The following is a 21,409-nucleotide window of genomic DNA, read 5'->3' as shown; positions in this document are numbered from 1 at the left end:
TGGCTACGCGCAAAGCGGTGAAACGCAAGGACTTGGCCACAGTTGTTCACAGCGATCTGTACCGTGCCGGGGCCATCCGGGCGTGGTTCGCTGAGAGTTCGCGGCTACGGCCGCGCGGCCGCTGAACTTGACGCGCGCCCCCCTCCGCCTAAAGGGGCGGGGAGATCGAATCGCCTTATCAACAGCTTTAGCGGAAAAAGCATCCATGACTTTGACCCCCGACCGTCTCGCGCCGATGGCCAACGCCATCCGGGCGCTGTCGATGGATGCGGTCCAGGCGGCCAACAGCGGGCATCCCGGCATGCCGATGGGTATGGCCGACGTGGCGACGGTGCTGTTCGCCAAGTTCCTCAAGTTCGATCCCGCCGCGCCGAAATGGCCGGACCGCGATCGGTTCGTGCTGTCGGCCGGCCACGGCTCGATGCTGATCTATTCGCTGCTCCACCTGACCGGCTATGCCAGCCCGTCGATGGAGGACATCCGCAATTTCCGCCAGATGGGTTCGGTGTGTGCTGGCCATCCGGAAAACTTCCTGATCCCCGGCATCGAATGCACCACCGGCCCGCTGGGCCAGGGGCTGGCGATGGCGGTGGGCATGGCGATGGCCGAGCGCCACCTCAATGCGACGTTCGGCGATGCGCTGGTCGATCACAACACCTGGGTCGTCGCCGGCGACGGCTGCCTGATGGAAGGCATCAACCACGAGGCGATCGGCCTTGCCGGTACGCTGGGCCTTGGCCGCCTGAAGGTGCTGTGGGACGATAACAGGATCACCATCGACGGCGATACCTCGCTGTCGACCAGCGAAGATATCGCCGCGCGCTATCGCGCTTCGGGATGGGACGTGTTCTCGTGCGACGGGCATGATTTCGCGGACATCGAACGCGCGCTGGGCGAAGCCGCAGCCTCTGCCAAGCCGAGCCTCGTCGCCTGCCGCACGGTGATCGGCAAGGGCGCGCCGAACAAGCAGGGCGGCCACGATGTTCATGGCTCGCCGCTCGGCGATGCCGAGATCGCCGCCGCGCGCGGCGTGCTGGGGTGGACTGCCGCCCCGTTTGAAATCCCCGCCGAAATCCTTGCCGACTGGCGCTCGCTCGGCGCGCGCGGACAGGCTGCGCGCGAGGCATGGGAAGCGCGCAAGGTCGCCGATCCGCAGGCGGGCGAATTCAGCCGCCGCATGGCCGGCGAGCTGCCCGAGGGTGACGAAGCCGCCAAGGCCTTTGCCGCCTGGCTGGAAGGCGATGCCTCGGTCGCGACCCGCAAGGCTTCGGAAAACGCGCTGAACGTGCTGGCTCCGCTGGTGCCGGAAATGGTCGGCGGTTCGGCCGATCTTACCGGCTCGAACAACACCAAGGCCAAGTGCCAGGCTCCGTTCACGCCCGCAGACTATGCCGGCCGCTATGTCTATTACGGCATCCGCGAATTCGGCATGGCCGCCGCGATGAACGGCATGGCGCTGCACGGCGGCATCATACCTTATGGCGGCACGTTCCTGATCTTCTCAGACTATTGCCGCAACGCCGTGCGCCTGTCTGCGCTTCAGCAGGTCCGCGCGATCTATGTGTTCACGCACGATTCGATCGGGCTGGGCGAGGACGGGCCGACTCACCAGCCGGTCGAACAGGTGATGAGCCTGCGTCTGATCCCCAATCTCAACGTCTATCGCCCGGCTGACCTGATCGAGACGGCCGAGTGCTGGAACATGGCGCTGCAGACGCCGGATACGCCGTCCGTGCTGGCGCTGACCCGCCAGAACCTGCCGCAACTGCGCACCTCGGGCGAAATGCTGTCGGCGCGCGGGGCCTATACCCTGCGCCGCGCCAAGGCCGATCGCCAGGTCATCCTGATCGCGACCGGTTCCGAAGTCGAAGTGGCCTGCAATGTGCGCGATGCCTTGGAAGCGCAGGGCATCGGTGCCGATGTGGTGTCGATGCCGTGCATGGAACTGTTCCACGCTCAGGACAGTGCTTATCAGCACGAGGTGCTGCCGAACGATCCGTCGATCCTGCGCGTCTCGATAGAGGCCGGGACGACGCTCGGCTGGGAGCGCTACACCGCCGTCAGCCGCAACGGCGGGCTCAACATCGGGCTTGACCGGTTCGGCGCTTCGGCCCCGGCCAAGCAGTTGTTCGCGCGCTTCGGCTTCACCGCCGAAGCCATCGTGCCCCGGATTCTCGAAAAGCTCAGCATTTAACCAGGAGGACTTTGAACATGGCGACCAAGGTTGCGATCAACGGTTTCGGACGTATCGGGCGCAATGTGGCGCGTGCCATTCTCGAGCGCACCGACCATGACCTCGAGCTGGTGTCGATCAACGACCTGGCCTCTGCCAAGGCCAACGCCATGCTGTTCCAGCGCGACAGCGTCCACGGTCCGTTCTCGGGCACGGTCGAAGTTGACGGCGATGATCTGGTCGTCAACGGCAAGCGCATCAAGGTGACCGCAGAGCGCGATCCCGCCAACCTGCCGCACGCCGAAAACGGCATCGACATCGCTTTCGAATGCACCGGCTTCTTCACTGACAAGGCGAGCGCGGGCAAGCACCTCGACGCCGGTGCCAAGCGCGTGCTGATCTCGGCTCCGGCCAAGAACGTCGATCTGACCGTCGTCTTCGGCGTCAACCATGACAAGCTGACCGCCGACCACGTCGTCGTCTCGAACGCTTCGTGCACCACCAACTGCCTCGCGCCGATGGCCAAGGTCCTGCATGAGAGCATCGGCATCGAGCGTGGCCTGATGACCACGATCCACTCGTACACGAACGACCAGAAGATCCTCGACCAGATCCACTCCGACCCGCGCCGCGCCCGCGCTGCCGCCATGAACATGATCCCGACCAGCACCGGCGCTGCCGTGGCCGTCGGCCTCGTGCTTCCCGATCTGGCCGGCAAGCTGGACGGTTCGTCGATCCGCGTGCCGACCCCGAACGTCTCGGTCGTCGATCTGACCTTCCAGCCCAAGCGCGACACCACCGTCGCCGAAGTCAACGCGCTGCTCAAGACCGCTGCCGAGGGCCCGCTGAAGGGCGTTCTGGCCTACACCGAAGAGCCGCTGGTCTCGATCGACTTCAACCACGATTCGCACTCATCGACCATCGACGCGCTCGAAACCGCGGTGATCGACGGCAAGCTGGTCCGCGTGCTGAGCTGGTACGACAACGAGTGGGGCTTCTCCAACCGGATGATCGATACCGCCGGCGTGATGGCCTCGTTCCTCTAAGGCCAGCCATGAACGGACGTCTCCTCGGGATCGCGCGCCATTCCCGGCCGCGCGGCCCGATGGAGACGGTCCCGCATGTCGCCGTGACGCGCGAAGAGGGCGTTCACGGCGATTTTCGTGGGGCGACAAGGCCGGGGCGCTCCAATCGCCGCCAGATCACCCTCATCGAGGTCGAAAGCTGGGAAGCCGCGCTGGCAGAACTGTCCCTGGCTGACGGCCATGCCGCCCACTGGTCCGAACGGCGGGCCAACCTGTTGATTTCGGGGCTGTCGTTGCCGCGAAAGCCGGGTACGGTGGTGTCCATAGGGGCGCACCTGAAAATCGAGATTACCCGCGAATGCGATCCGTGCGAGCGGATGGAAGCGGTGGTCCCCGGACTGCGCGCGGCGCTCACGCCCGACTGGCGCGGCGGGTTCTGCGGCCGGGTGCTGGAGGACGGCGAGATTGCCGTCGGTGACGAGATAAGGATCGAGGAATGAGCGCTTTCAAGACGATTGACGATCTGGGCGATGTGACCGGCAAGGTCGCGCTGGTCCGCGTGGACTTCAACCTGCCGATGCAGGATGGCCTGGTTACCGACGATACCCGCATCCGCGCTGCCGTTCCGACGATCCGCGATCTTACCGCCAAGGGCGCCAAGGTCCTGCTGCTCGCCCATTTCGGCCGCCCCAAGGGCGAACGCAATCCGGTGATGTCGCTCAGCCTGGTGGTCGGTGCGGTCGAGAAGGTCATCGGCAAGGAAGTGATGTTCGTGCCCGAAGTCGCCGGCGATATCGTCGCCCAGGCGGTCGGCATCCTGCGGCCCGGTGATGTCGCCATCCTCGAGAACACCCGCTTCTGGAAGGGTGAGGAAAAGAACGATCCCGAACTGGTGAACGCGATTGCCGCCAATGGCGATTTCTACGTCAACGACGCCTTTTCCGCCGCGCACCGTGCCCACGCCAGTACCGAAGGGCTGGCCCGCGTGCTGCCCGCCTATGCCGGCCGCTCGATGCAGGCCGAACTGGAAGCGCTGGACAAGGCGCTGGGCACTCCGGTCAAGCCGGTCGCTGCCGTGGTCGGCGGGGCCAAGGTGTCCTCCAAGCTGGACGTGCTGACCCATCTGGTGGCGCAGGTCGATCACCTCATCATCGGTGGCGGCATGGCCAACACCTTCCTCGCCGCCAAGGGTGTCGATGTCGGCAAGTCGCTGTGCGAACACGATCTGGCTCCCACCGCGATCGCCATCCTCGAAACGGCGGACAAGGCGGGTTGCACCGTGCACTTGCCTTACGAGGTGGTGGTCTCCAAGGAATTCGCCGCCAATCCCGCTTCGCTGCGCACCTGCAACGTCCACGAAGTGGCTGCCGACGAGATGATCCTCGATGCCGGCCCGTCAGCGGCCGAGGCGCTGGGCGATGTCCTCAAGACCTGCCGCACGCTGGTGTGGAACGGCCCGCTCGGCGCGTTCGAGATGGCCCCGTTCGATGCCGCCACCGTGGCGCTGGCCAAGACCGCCGCAGCGCTGACGGCCGAAGGTTCGCTCACCTCGGTGGCCGGCGGCGGTGATACCGTTGCAGCGCTGAACCACGCGGGCGTGGCTGCGGACTTTTCCTATATCTCGACCGCCGGGGGCGCCTTCCTTGAATGGATGGAAGGCAAGGAACTGCCCGGCGTGGCCGCGCTTTCGGCCTGATCGTGGCGACGGCCTGCGCTCTGCCGGATGCTATCCCCGCGCCCCGGCGCGGCGGACAGCGTGCGCCGATCGCGCCCGGCCGTTATGTAACGCTCGACGGCATGCGCGGGCTTGCCGCGCTGGCCGTCGCGCTGTTCCATTTCGATTTCATCCGCGCGCCGCACGGCTATGTGGCGGTGGACTTCTTCTTCGCGCTTTCCGGCTTCGTGCTGTGGCAGGCCTATCACGATCGCTGGCGCGGCGGGCACGGCACCGTGGCGTTCATGCGCCAGCGGGTGGTCCGCCTCTATCCGCTGTTCCTGCTGGGCATGGTGCTGTGCACTTGCGTCGCGTTCGGGCGGATCGCGCTGGGCGATGATGGCGTGCCGTCGCCGACCAGGATATTGTACAGCCTGCCGACCAATCTCCTGATGCTGCCCTCGCCGGTCACGCACGCGCTGTTTCCGATCAACCTGCCGGCCTGGACGCTGTTCTTCGAACTGGTCGCCAGCCTGCTGATGGTGCTGGTGATGTTCCGCCTGCCACGCCTCGGGCTGGTGCTCATCTGTGCGCTCAGCGCGTGGATTATGGTGCCGGTGGTGATCGCCCACAAGTCTGCCAATATCGGTGCCTTGTGGCGCGAATGGGATGTTGCACTGGCGCGCACCATGTTCTCGTTCAGTCTGGGCGCGCTGATCGCCCGACTGCCGCGCCCGGCGGAGCGGCCGGCGGGCTGGGTGGGGGCGCTGCTGCTGCTTGCCATCGCCTATGCGCTGGGGCTGTTCGTGGGGTTTGGCCTGGGGGTCAGCATTCCGGTCAAGACGCCGGAAATCGCCCAGTACGATCTGCTGTGCATCCTTGTCCTGTGGCCGGTGCTGCTGTTCCTGGGCTCGCGCTTCGAATGCCCGGCGGCGCTGGAGCGCCCGGCGCATTTCCTCGGCGAAGTGTCGTTCGCGCTTTATGCCGTCCACTGGGCGCTGATCGAGCCGTTCCGCTGGTTCAAGGATCAGGCCGGGTGGAACCCGCTGCTCTGCGCGGTTCTCTATATCGCGATGGCGCTGGCGGTTTCGTGGATGGCGGTGGACTTTTACGACGTGCCGTTCCGCCGCTGGCTGAACCGGTCCGCCACTACCGCGCGCGGCAACGGGGCGGTACCTTCGGCGTGAAAGCGCGGCCGGCCGCTCCCGTCCCGCGCCGAGACGGTCAGCGCGGTGTATGCCGCAGTTGCGAGATGACCGGTGACGCGATAAGCCGGGCCCATAGTTTTCGTTACAATCAAACAGCAGGGTGATCCATGGACTTTTCCGAGATGAACGCGAAGATGGCGGCAGGCAACGGCTTCATTGCCGCGCTGGACCAGAGCGGCGGTTCCACGCCCAAGGCGCTGAAGGGCTACGGCATCGAGGAAGGCGCCTGGTCGACCGAAGAGGAAATGTTCGGCCTGATCCATGACATGCGCAGCCGCATCATCACCTCCGCCGCCTTCACCGGTGACAAGGTGATCGGCGCGATCCTGTTCGAGCGCACCATGGACGGCACCGTCGGCGGCAAACCGACCCCGGCCGCGCTGATCGAGAAGGGCGTGGTCCCGTTCATCAAGATCGACAAGGGTCTGGAAGACGAAGTCAACGGCGTGCAGCTCATGAAGCCGATGCCGACGCTGGACGAACTGCTGGTTCGCTCGAAGGCGCTGGGCGTGTTCGGCACCAAGGAGCGCTCGGTGATCAACTCGGCCAATGCCGAAGGCATCGCCGCCGTCGTCAAGCAGCAGTTCGAGGTAGGCAAACAGGTGCTCAGCCACGGCATGATGCCGATGATCGAGCCCGAAGTGAACATCAAGAGCGAAACCCGCGCCGAGTGCGACACGATCCTGCTCGCCGAAATCCTCAAGAACCTTGATGCGCTGCCGGAAGGCCAGCAGGTGATGCTCAAGCTTTCGCTGCCGGTGGTGCCGGGCACGTTCGATCCGCTCGTCAGCCACCCCAAGGTGCTGCGCGTCGTCGCGCTGTCGGGCGGCTATGCCCGCCCCGAAGCTTGCGTTGAACTGGCCAAGAACAAGGGCATCATCGCCAGCTTCAGCCGCGCGCTGCTGAACGACCTGCGCTTCCAGATGACCGAAGCCGAATTCGATGCATCGCTCGGCGAAGCGATCGACGATATCTACAAGGGTTCGACCCAGAAGACCGAAGCGGCCGCCACGGCCTGAGCTTCCAGGTTCCGAAACCATCAGGCCCACCCTTCGCGGGGTGGGCTTTTTGGTTTCGGGGGCAAGAAAACTACAATTGCCGCCCAAGCTCCGTCATGCTGAACTCGTTTCAGCATCCATCGGGCCGCATGCGCCGAAGCGCGGTGTAGGCGCGCAACCGTGCCGGAAGCGCCCTTCGGACGCTGCGGCATAAACCGCAGGATGGACCCTGAAACGAGTTCAGGGTGACCAGAGGGGGAGATGGGGAAGCTCTTGCGGCTACGCCTCACGCCTGTGCCAACCGATACCGTAAGAGCGCCGCGCCAACCTCGCTCTACAAACCGTCTACGAAGCTGAAGCCGAAGCGATAGTTCTGGGGCTTGATCTGCCCGCCGCTGTCGCCGCCGGCCACCCGGTCGGGTTGGACCTCCGCCAATTCCAGCGTGCCGTCGGCCACCGGCAGCGGTTTGCCGGTCGTGATTTCCATGTCGCGGGTGCCCGCCCCGGTCTCGACCCGCACCGACAGCCGGACCTGCCCGGCCCACACGCACCGCGCGTTCATCGGGCACCGGCTGTCTTCGAGCACCGTCAGCGGCGTGACGCGGGGGCCGCCGACGGCCACCGTCTCGCCGATCCGGGCGTAGGACAGCGCGCTGTCGGCACTTTCGGGCGGGGGCAGGGCGGTGCCCTTGGGCGGGTTGAATTCCGGTTTTGCGGCGCACGCACCCGCAAGCAGGGTGATCGCCACGGCGAGGAGAAGGCTTCTGGTTCGCATGCCGGCCGGTCTGGCGGGGGCAAGCTGAACCCGGCCGGAACGCGAAACACTTTCCCGGCGCGCCGCGTCGCGCTAGGCGAACGCGATGGATGATGCACCGATCTTCGAGCATGAGCGCGCGCCGACGCAGCTCTACCTGATTTCGCCGTTGCAGGTGGGCGGCGATTTTCCCGCGCGCCTTGCCCGGGCGCTGGATGCCGGGCCGGTGGCGGCGTTCCAGTTCCGGGTCAAGGACGTGGACCAGCACGAAGCGGTGCGCCTGACCGCGCCGCTGCAGGAAATCTGCGCCGCGCGCGAAGTGGCGTTCATCGTCAACGATTCGATCAGCCTGGCCAAGCGCATCGGGGCCGACGGCGTTCATCTCGGGCAGAGTGACGGCACCGTGGAGGAAGCGCGCAAGGCGCTGGGCAAGGATGCGCAAGTGGGCGTGACTTGCCACGACAGCAAGCACCTCGCCATGGAAGCGGGAGAAGCGGGGGCGGACTATGTCGCCTTCGGGGCGTTCTTCCCGACCGAGACAAAGGATACCAAGCACCGGGCCGAATTGGGCGCGCTGACCTGGTGGCAGATGCTGTTCGAGATCCCCTGCGTAGCGATCGGCGGCATCACGCCGGAGAACTGCGGCCCCCTGATCCGCGCCGGGGCGGACTTCATCGCGGTGTCGGGTGCCGTCTGGAAAACCGATGAGGCAGCGGCCGTCGCCGCCTTCACGCAAGCGATTGAGGCAGCGTCCTAACCCGAGAAAATGCTCTAACTCCGATTTAACCAAGGCAGGTATAGGATGGACGGATGATCGATCATGGTGTCCATCCGCCGCGCACGCAAACCGTAGAAGCCGTCATGCGCGCCGAACTGGCGCATGGCGACGCGATGGCGGGCACGATCCTGCCGATCCTGCGCCATCTCATCTCCGCCGAAGACAACTCGGTGTTCAGCGACGAAATCCTCGCGCGGGTGCGAGGAATGCTGGCGGCGCTGGCCAACGGGCTGCTCAATGCCACCTTCGCTGTCGATGGCCAGGCCGTCCACGGGGGCCATCCGCCCAAGCTGGTCGATGCGCTGACCGGGGCGTTCATGGATCATCCGGCGCTCTTGGCCCACCTCCATTGCACCGCGCTCGAATGGCAACTGACCGAACGTCTGCAAGCGCGGCTGGCGCTCGATCCGGTGGTGTCGCCGCTGGTGCAGGCGCTGATCGCATCGCCCGATTCCGCCACGCAGGGGCTGGGGATGACCTTCCTTGCCGCGCAGGCGCGCTGGTGCCAGGCACAGCGGCGCATGGAGCTGGCTCCGTCTGAACTGCCCGGCGAACTGTTTCACGCCGCGCTGCTGGCCTTGCGCGCGGTCTGCGCATCCGACCCCGAACTGGCCCGGCGATCGGGCATCGCCGAGGTGGGCTTGCGCGAACGCTATGACGAAGCCGCCAGCCGCCTTGGCCTGGCTGGCCGGCTGGTGGTGAGCATGGGCGGCGGCGCACAGGCGGCGCTGTCTATCAGCCACGCCGGGATTGCGCTGTTCCTCACCGCACTGGCGATGGGATCGGGGCAGGAGCGCGACCCGGTCGTGCTGTCCACGCACGAATCGCAACTGGCGCGTTTTGCGCTGGCCCTGCGCGCGGCCGGGCAGAAGGCTTCGCTGGTCGAGGAACAGTTCCTGGCCCTGCATCCCGATGTCACGATGCCTGTCGGTTTCGATCGGCTCGGCGTTGACCTTGCAGCCTCCATCCTCGCGTCAGGCCGCTACACCGGCTGATGAACGGCGAGGCGATCACCCTGGCCCGAGCCCTGTGCGACGGTGACAACCGGCTGCTGGAAGCGGAAGAGCCGCTCGCCGGTCTGCAACTGCGCAGCGGCGGCGAGCTGCCGGGGACGATCGCCATTCCCGAACTGCTCGAACTGGTGCGCAAGGCCCGCCGCTTCCGTTTTCGCATGGGCCGGGCGATCAATGCCCTTGACGGAGGCAAAGCCGTCTCCGCTTGGGTCGAGGTCGTGCCCGACAGCGCGGGCGAAGGTTGCGAGATCCGGGTGCGCAACTGGCAGACATCGGCCTGCCCGACCGAGGATAGCGCCACGATAGAACAGCGTCGGCAGGCTACCGATCGCCATGTCGCCGAACTCAGCGCGCGGCTCGATGCGCGCCAGCGCGTGCTGACGGTGCTGTCCGACAGCCCCGAACTGGCCGCGCTGACCGCCGCGATGGAGGCGGGCCAAGGCCGCCACTGGACCGAGTTCCTGCCGCCGGAAAACGCCACGCACCAGCAACCGCTGCACTGGCGGCTGCTGGATGGCGCGCGGGTGACGGTCCCCGGTTCGCTGCGGAGCTGGCGCGTGTCGCTGATCCCGCACATGCAGCCGGGGTTCGATCCCGATGGCTTCGAACTTTTGCTGCTGTCCGATCAGCCGCCCGCCGTAATCGCGGCCCCCGCCGCCGCGCCTGCGGGGCAGGGCTTGCGCACCAGTCTGGTCGGGCAGGATCTGGCTCCGGTGCTGCACCAGCCGATTTCACGCATCATCGCCAATGCCGAGACGATCCGCACCCGGCTGGCGGGGCCGCTGCCCGATGATTATGCCCAGTATGCGCAGGAAATCGCCCATGCCGGCCGGCATCTGCTCGATCTGCTGAAGGACCTTGGCGATCTGGAAGTGGTGGAGGCGGACGGCTTCCACACCGCGCCCGATCGCATCGATCTGGCGGAAGTGTGCCGACAGGCCGCCGGCATCCTCAACGTCCGCGCGCGCGAGGCGGGGGTGCTGATCGATGCGCCGGGGCAGGGTGACCATGTGCCCGCGATCGCCGAATTTCGCCGGGTGCTGCAGATCCTGCTCAACCTGATCACCAATGCCATCAAATATGCGCCGCAAGGCTCTCACGTCTGGCTGACTGCAGGGCGGCACGGCGATGGCGTGCGCGCGGTGGTGACCGATGCCGGGCCGGGCCTAACCCCCGCCGATCAGGCCAAGGTGTTCGAGAAGTTCGAACGGCTGGGCCGCAGCGGCGATGGCGGTTCGGGGCTGGGCCTGTTCATCTCACGCCGGCTGGCGCGGGCAATGGGCGGCGAGCTTTCGGTAGAAAGCGCCCCCGGCCACGGGGCCCGCTTCATCCTTGATCTACCGGCCGATCCGCAGGGCTGAAGGCGTCAGCCGAGCCGGCGGCCCCGACGCGAAAGCCACAGGAGCAGCAGGCCCGATGCGGTCAGCAAGACGCCATGGAACGCCCATGTGCGCTGGTTCAGCATGAAGCTTTCCGACGGCCACAGGATCAGCCCGGTGCCCTGGCCCATCCACAGCACGCCCATGGCCACGGCCACAACGCCGATCAGGAAACAGATTGCCGCCAGAAACCGCATGGCCGGACCTCCAGTCATCGCGAGTATAGCACGTTTCGCGGGTGCGGTGCAGCAAAAAGGCCCCCACGCCGTGGCGTGGGAGCCCTTTTGTCTGTCCGGCGCGGCGGGACGGCGGGCCGAGCCCGCCACCCACTCAGCGTTGTGCGACGGGAATGTAGTCGCGCTGCGTCGGCCCGGTGTAAAGCTGGCGCGGACGGCCGATCTTCTGGCCTGGATCGGAGATCATCTCGTTCCACTGTGCCACCCAGCCCACAGTGCGGGCGAGCGCGAACAGCACGGTGAACATCGTCGTCGGGAAGCCGATCGCCGAAAGGATGATGCCCGAATAGAAGTCCACGTTGGGGAACAGCTTCTTTTCGACGAAGTAGGGATCGTTCAGCGCGATCTCTTCCAGCCGCATGGCCGTTTCGAACAGCGGATCGGAAACCTTGAGCGCCTCGAACACTTCGCGCACGGTCGACTGCATGACAGTCGCGCGCGGGTCGTAGTTCTTGTAAACGCGGTGGCCGAAGCCCATCAGGCGGAACGGATCGTTCTTGTCCTTCGCCCGCGCGATGTAGTGCGGGATCTTGTCCGGGGTGCCGATCTCGCGCAGCATTTCCAGCGCCGCTTCGTTGGCGCCGCCATGGGCCGGGCCCCACAGGCAGGCGATGCCCGCGGCGATGCACGCGAAGGGGTTCGCGCCCGATGAACCGGCCAGACGCACGGTCGAGGTCGAGGCGTTCTGTTCATGGTCGGCATGCAGGATGAAGATCCGGTCCATCGCCTTTTCGACGGCGGGGATGACCTCGTACTCCTCGGCCGGGACGCCGAAGGTCATGCGCAGGAAGTTGCCGGCGTAGGACAGGTCGTTCTTCGGATAGACGAACGGCTGGCCGACCGAATACTTGTAGGCCATCGCCGCGATCGTCGGCATCTTGGCGATCAGACGGTGGCTGGCGATCTTGCGCTGCACCGGGTCCGAGATATCGGTCGAATCGTGATAGAATGCCGAAAGCGCGCCGACCACGCCGCACATGATGGCCATCGGGTGCGCATCGCGGCGGAAGCCGCTGAAGAAGCTGCTGAGCTGCTGATGGACCATGGTGTGGCGGCTGATGGTCCAGGAGAACTTGTCCAGTTCGTCCTTGCTGGGCAACTCGCCATTCAGCAGGAGGTAGCACACTTCCATGAACGAGGATTGCTCGGCCAGTTGCCCGATCGGATAACCGCGATGCAGCAGGACCCCTTCGTCGCCGTCGATATAGGTCAGCGCGCTCTCGCAACTGGCGGTTGACGTGAAGCCCGGATCGAACGTGAACATGTCCGTCTGCCCGTAGAGCTTGCGGATATCGATGACGTCCGGACCCACGCTGCCCTTCAGCACGGCGTATTCGTAGTCCTTGCCCCCTGCGCTCAGCTTCACCTGATCACCCACCAATCTTTCTCCTTATCACTGCGACCCGGCCGCAACCCGGGCCTGCGCACCTATCCGCGCGAGGCTCTCGTCACGTCCGAGCAAAACCAGAACATCGAAAATTCCCGGCGAGGTCGTCTGACCTGTCAGGGCCGCCCGCAGCGGTTGTGCGAGCTTGCCGAGGCCCAGTCCCTGCTCCTCGGCCATTGCCTTGAGGTTGGCCTCCAGACCTTCCAGGGTCCACGCCCGCTCGGTCCCGAGACGATCGTGGATCTGGCCGAGACGCGCCCGCGCCTCGTCGGTGAGGAGACCTTGCGCCTTCTCGGTCATCGCCAGCGGGCGGCTGGCGAAGAGGAATTCGGCACCTTCGGCAAGTTCGTTGAGGTCCTTGGCGCGGACCTTGAGCACCGGCATGGCGCGCGTCAGCAGATCGAGGTCGATCGCGCCGAAACGGCCGGCCAGCCGTTCGCCGACCAGTTGCGCCAGCCGTCCATCCTCTGCCTCGCGCAAATAGTGCCCGTTGAGGTTCTGCAGCTTGGCCAGATCGAAGCGCGACGGGCTCTTGCCGACATCGGCCATGTCGAACCATTCGACCGCCTTGTCGCGGGCGATGAATTCCTCGTCGCCGTGCCCCCAGCCGAGGCGCAGCAGGTAATTGAACAGGGCTTCCGGCAGCACGCCCATCTCGTCGCGATAGGCATCGACGCCCAGCGCGCCGTGACGCTTGGAAAGCTTGGCCCCGTCCGATCCGTGGATCAGCGGGACATGGCCGTAGACCGGACGCTCCCAGCCCATGCCGTCGATGATGACAAGCTGGCGGAAGGCGTTGTTGAGGTGATCGTCGCCGCGCAGGACATGGGTGACGCCCATGTCGTGGTCGTCCACCACCACCGCGAGCATGTAGGTCGGCGTGCCGTCGCCGCGCAGGATTACGAAATCGTCGATCTCGCGATTCTGGACGGTCACTTCGCCCTGCACCAGATCGTGGATCACCGTCTCACCCTCACGCGGGGCCTTGATCCGCACGACATAGGCCGAATCGGCGGGCCAGGTGGCGGGATCGGCATCGCGCCATTCGCTTTCGATGCGGAAGGGCTTGCGTTCTTCCTGCGCCTTGGCCCGGCGCGCGGCCAGTTCTTCCTGCGTCAGATAGCAGCGATAGGCGTGGCCGGTGTCGAGCAGATGCTGCGCGACTTCGGCATGGCGGGGGGAGCGGGCGAACTGGAACACCGGTTCCGCGTCACCGCCCAGGCCCAGCCAGTTCAGGCCATCGAAAATCGCGGCGATCGCCGGTTCGGTGGAGCGGGCGCGATCGGTATCCTCGATGCGCAGAAGGTACGCGCCGCCGTGGTGGCGGGCATAGAGCCAGTTGAACAGGGCAGTGCGTGCCCCGCCGATGTGCAGGTACCCGGTGGGGGAAGGAGCAAAACGGGTGACGACGGTTTTGCCCGCCCCCACGTCGTTCGATGCTCCGCCGCTTGTCATCCAATTAACCTTCCTGTCCAATGCGGGGGATGGCCACCACTGCCGACCCGCACGATAACCATGGCACGACGCCCGTTAGGGGCGCTGCAATGCAGCATGGGCAATGGAACAGACTGCGCCGATTGTCGAGAGGTTTGGCGGGGTTGGAGCAATTTCTTGGTGCCTCCCGTCTCGACCTTGGGCCATGGCTGGTGGTGTGCTTCGCGGCTGGCATCGCCGCCTGGTTCGGCCTGCCGGGGGCCACCGCGTGGATCGTCTTTTGTGGTATATGCCTGATCCTGTCCGGCATCGGCGCTTTGGCGCTGCGCCGTTCCGGTCGTGACCCCTATATCGCTGCCAGTTTCAGCCTGATTTTCGCGATGGCGCTGGCCGGATGCCTGGTTGTCTGGGCGCGATCGCACGTGGTCGGGACCGCGCCGATCGAGCGGCCGATGGTCGGCAGCTTCGTCGGCCGGGTGCTGGCGATCGAGCATCAGAGCGCGCAGGCGCGCGACCGGCTGGTGCTCGCCACGCGCGAGCAGGGGACCGGGCGGGCGATCAAGGTGCGCGTCAATCTGCCCGATGCCCACCGACGGCCGGGAGTGGAGCCCGGTGCGCTGGTGCGGTTCAAGGCGCGGCTGATGCCGCCGGCCCCGCCGATGCTGCCCGGTGCCTACAACTTCGCGCGCACCGCTTGGTTCGCCGGGCTTGCCGCCAGCGGCAGCGCGCTGGGGCCGGTCGAAGTGGTGGAGGCGGGACAGGGCGGCGCGATGCTGGGCGATCTGCGCAACCGGCTGTCCGCCCACATCCTGTCGCGGGTCGATCCCGACGCCGGCGGCATCGCCACCGCGCTCGTCACCGGCGATGAAGGCGCGCTGGCCGAGGGCGATGTCGATGCGATGCGCGATGCCGGGCTTGCCCACCTGCTGTCGATCAGCGGCCTTCATGTCAGCGCGGTGATCGCGGCGACCTTCTTCATCGTGCTGCGGCTCGCGGCGCTGATCCCCTGGCTTACCCTGCGCGTGCGGTTGCCGGTTTTCGCGGCCGGTGCCGGGGCGCTGGTGGGGATCGGTTACACCCTGCTGAGCGGCTCGGAGGTACCCACGGTGCGATCGTGCATCGGCGCGCTGCTGGTTCTCGCCGCCACCGTGCTCGGGCGCGAGAGCCTGTCGTTGCGGATGCTGGCGGTGGGGGCTTTCTTTGTCCTCCTGCTGTGGCCCGAAGCGCTGGTCGGGCCAAGCTTCCAGCTCAGCTTCGCGGCGGTGCTGGCGATCATCGCGGTCAGTTCTTCAGCGCCCGCCCGCCGCTTTCTTGCCCCGCGTGATGAATGGTGGCCGGCCCGCCTGGCCCGGAATGCGGTTATGATCGTGGTGACCGGGCTGGTGATCGAAATGGCGCTGATGCCGATCGGGTTCTATCACTTCCACCGCGCCGGGGTGTACGGCGCACTGGCCAATGTCATCGCCATCCCGCTGACGACCTTTGCGATCATGCCCTTGCTGGGCCTTTCGCTGCTGCTGGATACGCTGGGCCTTGGCGCGCCGTTCTGGTGGCTGACGGCGCAGGCCATCGCGCTGCTGCTGGCCATCGCGCGGTTCACCGCCGGGCTGCCCGGCGCGGTCACCGTGCTGCCGGCATTCGGCATTAAAGCGTTCGCGCTGTTCGTGGCCGGCGGGCTGTGGCTGGGCCTCTGGCCGGGCCGGGTACGCTGGCTGGGGTTGCCGCCGGTCTGCGCCGGTACCGTGCTGCTGATGACGCTGTCACCGCCCGACATCCTGCTGTCCGGCGATGGCCGCACTGTCGGCGTGCTCAGCGAGGCAGAAGGGCAGACCGGCCGCACTCTGCTGGTGCTGCGCCAGAGCCGGACCGATTATACCCGCGACAATCTGCTGGAACTGTCCGGCATGCAGGGGGAGCCGGTGCTCCTGCAGGACTGGCCCGGTGCCCGCTGTAACCGGGATTTCTGCACCCTGCGGCTCGAACGGCGGGGCAGGCGCTGGCTGGTGCTGCTGTCGCGCGGCCGCGATGCGGTGCCCGAGCGGGCGCTGGCGACGGCGTGCGAGCGGGTGGACATCGTCCTGTCCGATCGCTTCCTGCCGCGCTCCTGCCATCCCCGCTGGCTGAAAGCAGATCGCCGCATGCTGGAGAAGACCGGCGGCCTGGCGATCCGGCTGGAAGACCGGTCGATCGAGACCGTCGCCGCCGCGCAGCAAGGCCACGGCTGGTGGCGGCCCCCACCCGAGTGGCCCCGCCCGGCGACCACCAACACAGCGCTACCTTCCGGCGACCAGTCGCCCTGACCTCGGTTCAAGGTTCATTCTTCCTTCGCCGAGCTCCGTATGTCGGGGGGAAGAGCTTACCCACGTCACCCCGCGCCAACCGGCACGACCGTCTGCTGCATCGCCGCGCACAGCTTCGCTTCACCGCCGGTGACGCAGTCGATATCGACGCGGGTGATGATGGCCGAGCGGCCCTTGCGCAGCACGCTGGCCCGGGCGACCAGCTTGTCGCCCACGCCGGGGCGCAGGAAGTTGACTTTGTATTCCAGCGCCAGCACATCGCCCGGATAGGACAGCACGGTGCGCGCGACAGTGCCGCCGGCGGTGTCGCCCAGCGCGCCGATCGCGCCGCCGTGGAAAAATCCCTGATCCTGCAGGATGAGCGGGGAGGCCGGCATTTCGATCACGCACAGGCCATATTCGAGAGTCACGATGCGGGTATCGAAGTTGGTCATGAAGCCGGGCTGGTAGAACCTGTCGGTAATGAACTGGCGGATAGCGGGATCGAGGGTATCGGACACGGGCACAGGGTTCCTGAAATGACGGCGGGCGCAATGCAGACGAACTGCCCGGGCTTGTCCAGCCATTCCCGCCTATGGGCCGATATCCCCGCAGTTATCCCCGGCGTGGCCTTGATTGCGCGGGGGAGCGGGGCCAAGATTTGATCGATGGCTTACGCTCCCTTCGTTCCTTTGCGCATCTTCTCCAGCTTCACCATGCTGGACGGGGCGATCGATCCCAAGGCCGCCGCCAAGCTGGCCAAGGAGCGCAAGTTTCCCGCCGCCGCGATCTGCGATCGCAACGGGCTTTATGGCGCGCCGATCTTCGCCTCGGCCTGCAAGGGGGCAGGGGTGCAGCCGATCGTCGGGACGTTCCTCGCGGTTATCCGGCCGGGCGCGGCGCGGCAAGGGCATGAACAGCCGATCGACTGGCTGGCCCTGTTCGCGCAGAACGAAGCTGGCTGGCTCAACTTGTGCCACCACGTCAGCCGCGCGCACCTCGATCGGCCGCTCGATCGCGATCCGCATGTCGAACTGGTATCGCTGCGCGGCTATACCGATGGCCTGATCTGCCTGACCGGCGGCGCGGAAGGCGCGCTGGCGCGGTTGCTCGGCGAAGGCCGCGGTGACGCCGCCGGTGCCTATTGCGACGAGTTGCAGGCGCTGTTCGGGGACCGCCTCTATGTCGAAATCAGCCGTAGCGGCGAGGCGATCGAGGACGCGAGCGAAGCGGCGCTGATCGATCTCGCCTATGCCCGCGATCTGCCGCTGGTGGCCAGCAATCCCGCTCAGTTTGACGAGCGGCATTTCCACCCGGCGCATGACGCCCTGCTGTGCATCGCCAACTCCACCCATATCGATGCCGCCGATCGCCCGCGCTCCTCGGCCGAACGCTGGGTCAAGCCGGTGGAGACGATGCAGGAGCTGTTCGCCGATCTGCCCGAAGCGCTCGCGAACACGCTCGTGGTTGCCCAGCGCTGCGCCTATGCGCCGCCCAAGCGCAAGCCTCTGTTGCCTAGCCTCGCGGGTGACCGGGAGGGCGAGGCGCGGATGCTGGCGGACGATTCGCGGCGCGGCCTGGCGCGGCGGTTGGTGGCGTACTGGCCCGAGGTGACCGAGGCCGAGCTTGACGCGGCGATGGCGATGAAGGGCGAGGCACGGGCGGAGGCCTATGAGGCGCTGCGCCCGCGCGGGGTGACGCAGGATTTCCTCGAATATGCCGAAAGGCTCGATTTCGAGACCAGAATCATCATCGGGATGGGCTTTCCCGGCTACTTCCTGATCGTGGCCGATTTCATCAAGTGGGCCAAGGACAACGGCATCCCGGTGGGCCCCGGGCGCGGTTCGGGCGCGGGCTCGCTGGTTGCCTGGGCGCTGACGATCACCGATCTCGATCCGCTCAAGCTCGGGCTGCTGTTCGAACGCTTCCTCAACCCCGAGCGCGTGTCGATGCCGGACTTCGACATCGATTTCTGCGAAACCCGGCGCGGCGAAGTGATCCGCTATGTCCAGGCCAAGTACGGCCACGATCACGTCGCCCAGATCATCACCTTCGGCAAGATGAAGGCCCGCGCGGTGCTGCGCGATTGCGGCCGTATCCTGCAGATGGGCTATGGCCGGGTGGACAGCCTGTGCAAGATGGTGCCGAACCATCCGACTGACCCGTGGACGCTGGAGCGCGCGCTGAACGGCGCGCTCGATTTCCGCCGCGAGTACGACAACGACCGCGAAGTGAAGCGGCTGGTGGATCTCGCGACGCAGTTGGAAGGCCTGCCGCGCAACTCGTCCACGCATGCCGCCGGGGTGGTGATCGGCGATCGCCCGCTGGCGCAACTGGTGCCGCTTTACCGCGATCCGCGTTCGGACATGCCGGTAACCCAGTTCGACATGAAATATGTCGAGGACACCGGGCTCGTGAAGTTCGACTTCCTCGGCCTCAAGACGCTGTCGGTCCTGCGCAAGGCGTGCGACCTGCTGGAGCGGCGCGGCATCCGGATCGACCTGTCGACCCTCGCCTGGGACGATCCGGCGGTCTACGAACTGCTCAAGCGCGGCGATACGGTTGGCGTTTTCCAGCTTGAATCGGAAGGCATGCGCCGCACGCTGGCGGCGGTGAAGCCGACCAATTTCGGCGATATTATCGCGCTCGTCTCGCTCTATCGGCCGGGCCCGATGGACAACATCCCGCTGTTCGGCCAGCGCAAGAACGGCCTCGCCCCGATCGAATATCCGCATGACAAGCTGGCCGGCATCCTGGGCGAAACTTACGGGATTTTCGTCTATCAGGAGCAGGTCATGCAGGCGGCGCAGATACTCGCCGGCTATTCGCTGGGCGATGCCGACCTGCTGCGCCGGGCGATGGGCAAGAAAGTCCAGGCGGAAATGGACGCGCAGCGCCAGCGGTTCGTCGATGGCTGCAAGCGTGAATCGGCGATCGAAGCGGCCAAGGCGAACGAACTGTTCGATTTGATCGACAAGTTCGCGGGGTACGGCTTCAACAAGTCGCACGCCGCCGCCTATGCGCTGCTCGCCTATCACACGGCGTGGGTTAAGGCGCATTATCCGCACGAATTCTATGCCGCATCGATGTGCTTCGACATGCACCAGTCGGAAAAGCTGGCGGTGTTCGTGGACGACGCGCGGCGCAACGGCATCGAACTGGCCCCGCCCGATATCAACATGTCCGAAGCCGAGTTCACGGTCGAGGAAACGCCCGACAGCCACGCGGTGCGCTATGCCCTGGCGGGCATCCGCAACGTGGGCGAAAAGGCGATGGACGCGATCGTTGCCGAGCGCGAGGCGAACGGCAAGTTCGCCAACCTCCAGGACCTGTTCAAGCGCGCGCCCGCCGGATCGATGAACCGGCGGCAACTGGAAAGCCTCGCCGCCGCCGGCGCGTTGGACGGGCTCGATCCCAACCGCGCGCGGGTATTGGCCAATGCCGATCTGCTGCTGGCGGTGGCGGATGAAGCCAGCCGCAGCCGGCAGAGCGCGCAAGTGGGCCTGTTCGGCGGCGAGGATCATGCCGAGCCCGATCTGCGGATGAGCGATTGCCCGCCGTGGACGCGGATGGAGCAGATGGCGAAGGAGCGCGAGAATTTCGGCTTCTACTTTGCCGCCCATCCGGTCGAGCAATATCGCGCGGTGGCATCGGCCAACGGCGCGCGTACCCACGCCAGCCTGCTGAGCGGCAGCGCCGGCACCGGCCGCAACGCGGCGGTGATGGCGGCGCTGGTAGAGAACGTCCAGAAGCGCAAGACCCGCAAGGGCAAAGACTTCGTGATGGCCGATTTCTCGGACCAGTCAGGAAACTTCTCGGCCTCGTGCTTCGAGGAGACGCTGGTCGATGATTTTGTGAAGTGGGCGAAGGACGGCACCTGCGTCCTGCTCACCGTCGAACTCGACAGCCCCAGTCCCGACGAGCCGCCGCGCGTCACCGTGCGCGGGGCGCGGCCGCTGAGCGCCGTTACTGCCGATGCCCGGATGCGGCTGGTGCTTGAAGTCGATCGGGTGGGGGCGATCCGCGAACTCGCCATGCTGCTGGAGGCCGGCGACAAGCGGCGCGGTGAGGTGATCGCCCATTTGTTGCTGGGCGGCGGCAAGCGGCAGTCGGTGCGGCTGGGCTGGGATTTCCGGCTGGACGGCGAGATCGTTGAGAGGATCGCCGAGATCGACGGCATCTCCAACGCCAGCCTTGGCCCCCAGCGCACCGGCGGCCATTTGCGCGCGGCTGCCTGACGCTGGGGACTCGAGGCCGACGGATAACGCCTAACTGCGGTATTCCAGCCCTTCGGCCCAGTCCGAATGGATCGGCAATGTGCCGGCGGCCGCTGCGGGACGGGACGCGGTATCCAGCCCGCCGCCGATCAGCCGATCGAGCAGCGCGCGGCCGTTCAGCCAGCGGTGATGGCCCGACTCGGCATTGATATGCCCGGCATCGCCGGCATCGACGAAGGCGCTGCCCCAGCGCCGGGCGAGCATGCGGGCGGCGTCAAAGTTGATCCACGGGTCGTTGCGGCTGCCGACCAGGATTGACGGGAAGGGGAGGGCATCGGCCGGCGTCGGGGCGAACCGGGTGACGCGTTCATCGCGCGGGAAGAAATCGACCTCGGGCGGGGCCACCAGCAGTGCGCCGACCACCGGTTCGGACCAGCCGGGCTGTTCGAACTTGGCCCACCACGCCGTGACCAGGCAGCCCAGGCTGTGCGCCACCAGCACCACCGGCTTGCCGGCTCGATGCACGGCGAGGTTGAGCTTGTTGACCCAGGTATTGCGATGGGGATTGTCCCACATGCCGAGATCGACCTTGCGGGCATCGGGAAGTTCGCGTTCCCACGCCGATTGCCAGTGATCGGGGCCGCTGCCGTCAAGGCCGGGGACCAACAAGACGGCGGGTTCCTGCGACGCGGAATTCTGGCTGTGATGCAAGCGTGTCATCGGGCGTCTCCTCGTTGCGATAGCCGGTGGCATCCGGGGCCGAATCGGTCTTTTCCGGCTCTCTCAATGTATATCAAGCAAAATGGTAGACAATAGAGTTTCGATGGTTCGGGGCTCTGGTCCGGCCAGCCGAAAAATGGCCAGGGCTTACACG

Annotated in this window: 17 protein-coding genes; 11 read left to right on the top strand and 6 right to left on the bottom strand. The window is 66.3% G+C overall.

Features of this window, described 5'->3' with window-relative positions:
• Positions 1-205: 205 nt before the first annotated feature.
• The 6 genes from tkt (at position 206) to IE122_RS12495 (ending at position 7,079) form a co-directional block, all read left to right on the top strand.
• Positions 206-2,194 carry a transketolase gene (tkt, locus tag IE122_RS12520; protein WP_189621513.1) on the top strand — a complete coding sequence of 663 codons (1,989 nt, stop codon included), beginning with the start codon at positions 206-208 and terminating at the stop codon, positions 2,192-2,194.
• Positions 2,195-2,211: 17 nt separating this feature from the next.
• The gene (gene gap, locus IE122_RS12515; protein WP_189621512.1) at positions 2,212-3,219 is read left to right on the top strand and encodes a type I glyceraldehyde-3-phosphate dehydrogenase; all 1,008 of its coding nucleotides are present in this window, start codon (positions 2,212-2,214) and stop codon (positions 3,217-3,219) included.
• Positions 3,220-3,227: 8 nt separating this feature from the next.
• Positions 3,228-3,698 carry an MOSC domain-containing protein gene (locus tag IE122_RS12510; RefSeq protein WP_229814094.1) on the top strand — a complete coding sequence of 157 codons (471 nt, stop codon included), beginning with the start codon at positions 3,228-3,230 and terminating at the stop codon, positions 3,696-3,698.
• Positions 3,695-4,894 (top strand): phosphoglycerate kinase, encoded by a 1,200-nt coding sequence (locus IE122_RS12505; protein ID WP_189621511.1) that lies wholly within the window; start codon positions 3,695-3,697, stop codon positions 4,892-4,894. Before IE122_RS12510 ends, IE122_RS12505 begins: the two co-directional genes overlap by 4 nt.
• Complete coding sequence (locus tag IE122_RS12500) at positions 4,846-6,039, top strand: acyltransferase family protein (RefSeq protein ID WP_189621510.1); 1,194 nt, start codon at positions 4,846-4,848, stop codon at positions 6,037-6,039. The genes IE122_RS12505 and IE122_RS12500 overlap by 49 nt, the downstream gene beginning before the upstream one ends.
• 128 nt (positions 6,040-6,167) lie before the next feature.
• Positions 6,168-7,079: a fructose bisphosphate aldolase gene (locus tag IE122_RS12495; RefSeq protein ID WP_189621509.1), complete on the top strand. Its 912-nt coding sequence runs from the start codon at positions 6,168-6,170 to the stop codon at positions 7,077-7,079.
• Positions 7,080-7,392: 313 nt separating this feature from the next.
• Here the strand turns inward: IE122_RS12495 and IE122_RS12490 are convergent, their stop codons facing one another.
• Positions 7,393-7,833: a hypothetical protein gene (locus tag IE122_RS12490; protein ID WP_189621508.1), complete on the bottom strand. Its 441-nt coding sequence runs from the start codon at positions 7,831-7,833 to the stop codon at positions 7,393-7,395.
• An 85-nt stretch (positions 7,834-7,918) separates the two neighbouring features.
• On the opposite strand from IE122_RS12490, the gene thiE reads away from it, so the two are divergent.
• The 3 genes from thiE to IE122_RS12475 are packed head-to-tail and all read left to right on the top strand — an operon-like array spanning position 7,919 to position 10,964.
• The gene (thiE, locus tag IE122_RS12485) at positions 7,919-8,569 is read left to right on the top strand and encodes a thiamine phosphate synthase (protein ID WP_189621507.1); all 651 of its coding nucleotides are present in this window, start codon (positions 7,919-7,921) and stop codon (positions 8,567-8,569) included.
• 53 nt (positions 8,570-8,622) lie between these two features.
• Positions 8,623-9,585: a hypothetical protein gene (locus IE122_RS12480; RefSeq protein WP_189621506.1), complete on the top strand. Its 963-nt coding sequence runs from the start codon at positions 8,623-8,625 to the stop codon at positions 9,583-9,585.
• Positions 9,585-10,964 carry a sensor histidine kinase gene (locus IE122_RS12475; RefSeq protein WP_189621505.1) on the top strand — a complete coding sequence of 460 codons (1,380 nt, stop codon included), beginning with the start codon at positions 9,585-9,587 and terminating at the stop codon, positions 10,962-10,964. Before IE122_RS12480 ends, IE122_RS12475 begins: the two co-directional genes overlap by 1 nt.
• A 5-nt stretch (positions 10,965-10,969) precedes the next feature.
• Here IE122_RS12475 and IE122_RS12470 read toward each other — a convergent pair whose 3' ends face one another.
• The 3 genes from IE122_RS12470 to gltX all read right to left on the bottom strand — a co-directional run bounded on the left by IE122_RS12470 (position 10,970) and on the right by gltX (position 14,060).
• A complete protein-coding gene (locus IE122_RS12470; protein ID WP_189621555.1) occupies positions 10,970-11,197 on the bottom strand; it encodes a hypothetical protein in 228 nt (75 codons plus the stop codon).
• Positions 11,198-11,312: 115 nt separating this feature from the next.
• Positions 11,313-12,596 carry a citrate synthase gene (locus IE122_RS12465; RefSeq protein WP_189621504.1) on the bottom strand — a complete coding sequence of 428 codons (1,284 nt, stop codon included), beginning with the start codon at positions 12,594-12,596 and terminating at the stop codon, positions 11,313-11,315.
• A gap of 15 nt (positions 12,597-12,611) precedes the next feature.
• Entirely contained in the window at positions 12,612-14,060 is a 1,449-nt protein-coding gene (gltX, locus tag IE122_RS12460; RefSeq protein WP_189621503.1) for a glutamate--tRNA ligase, read from the bottom strand.
• A 143-nt stretch (positions 14,061-14,203) separates the two neighbouring features.
• Here gltX and IE122_RS12455 point away from each other — a divergent pair, with 143 nt between their 5' ends.
• Positions 14,204-16,339 carry a ComEC/Rec2 family competence protein gene (locus tag IE122_RS12455; protein WP_229814092.1) on the top strand — a complete coding sequence of 712 codons (2,136 nt, stop codon included), beginning with the start codon at positions 14,204-14,206 and terminating at the stop codon, positions 16,337-16,339.
• 65 nt (positions 16,340-16,404) lie between these two features.
• On the opposite strand, the gene IE122_RS12450 is transcribed toward IE122_RS12455, so the two are convergent.
• The gene (locus IE122_RS12450; RefSeq protein WP_189621501.1) at positions 16,405-16,839 is read right to left on the bottom strand and encodes a PaaI family thioesterase; all 435 of its coding nucleotides are present in this window, start codon (positions 16,837-16,839) and stop codon (positions 16,405-16,407) included.
• 147 nt (positions 16,840-16,986) lie between these two features.
• Here IE122_RS12450 and dnaE point away from each other — a divergent pair, with 147 nt between their 5' ends.
• A complete protein-coding gene (gene dnaE / locus IE122_RS12445; protein ID WP_189621500.1) occupies positions 16,987-20,556 on the top strand; it encodes a DNA polymerase III subunit alpha in 3,570 nt (1,189 codons plus the stop codon).
• 30 nt (positions 20,557-20,586) lie between these two features.
• Here the strand turns inward: dnaE and IE122_RS12440 are convergent, their stop codons facing one another.
• The gene (locus tag IE122_RS12440; protein ID WP_189621499.1) at positions 20,587-21,255 is read right to left on the bottom strand and encodes an RBBP9/YdeN family alpha/beta hydrolase; all 669 of its coding nucleotides are present in this window, start codon (positions 21,253-21,255) and stop codon (positions 20,587-20,589) included.
• Positions 21,256-21,409 lie beyond the last annotated feature (154 nt).

Source organism: Novosphingobium colocasiae, assembly GCF_014652555.1.
GTDB classification, from domain to species: Bacteria; Pseudomonadota; Alphaproteobacteria; order Sphingomonadales; family Sphingomonadaceae; genus Novosphingobium; species Novosphingobium colocasiae.
This window is presented reverse-complemented; position numbering and strand designations above follow the sequence as displayed.

What these genes read in the sequence shown, in the direction of transcription:
- tkt (WP_189621513.1), top strand. Translation starts at nt 206, where the DNA reads ATGACTTTGACCCCCGACCGTCTCGCGCCGATGGCCAACGCCATCCGG.
- gap (WP_189621512.1), top strand. Translation starts at nt 2,212, where the DNA reads ATGGCGACCAAGGTTGCGATCAACGGTTTCGGACGTATCGGGCGCAAT.
- IE122_RS12510 (WP_229814094.1), top strand. Translation starts at nt 3,228, where the DNA reads ATGAACGGACGTCTCCTCGGGATCGCGCGCCATTCCCGGCCGCGCGGC.
- IE122_RS12505 (WP_189621511.1), top strand. Translation starts at nt 3,695, where the DNA reads ATGAGCGCTTTCAAGACGATTGACGATCTGGGCGATGTGACCGGCAAG.
- IE122_RS12500 (WP_189621510.1), top strand. Translation starts at nt 4,846, where the DNA reads ATGGATGGAAGGCAAGGAACTGCCCGGCGTGGCCGCGCTTTCGGCCTG.
- IE122_RS12495 (WP_189621509.1), top strand. Translation starts at nt 6,168, where the DNA reads ATGGACTTTTCCGAGATGAACGCGAAGATGGCGGCAGGCAACGGCTTC.
- IE122_RS12490 (WP_189621508.1), bottom strand. Translation starts at nt 7,833, where the DNA reads ATGCGAACCAGAAGCCTTCTCCTCGCCGTGGCGATCACCCTGCTTGCG.
- thiE (WP_189621507.1), top strand. Translation starts at nt 7,919, where the DNA reads ATGGATGATGCACCGATCTTCGAGCATGAGCGCGCGCCGACGCAGCTC.
- IE122_RS12480 (WP_189621506.1), top strand. Translation starts at nt 8,623, where the DNA reads ATGATCGATCATGGTGTCCATCCGCCGCGCACGCAAACCGTAGAAGCC.
- IE122_RS12475 (WP_189621505.1), top strand. Translation starts at nt 9,585, where the DNA reads ATGAACGGCGAGGCGATCACCCTGGCCCGAGCCCTGTGCGACGGTGAC.
- IE122_RS12470 (WP_189621555.1), bottom strand. Translation starts at nt 11,197, where the DNA reads ATGACTGGAGGTCCGGCCATGCGGTTTCTGGCGGCAATCTGTTTCCTG.
- gltX (WP_189621503.1), bottom strand. Translation starts at nt 14,060, where the DNA reads ATGACAAGCGGCGGAGCATCGAACGACGTGGGGGCGGGCAAAACCGTC.
- dnaE (WP_189621500.1), top strand. Translation starts at nt 16,987, where the DNA reads ATGGCTTACGCTCCCTTCGTTCCTTTGCGCATCTTCTCCAGCTTCACC.
- IE122_RS12440 (WP_189621499.1), bottom strand. Translation starts at nt 21,255, where the DNA reads ATGACACGCTTGCATCACAGCCAGAATTCCGCGTCGCAGGAACCCGCC.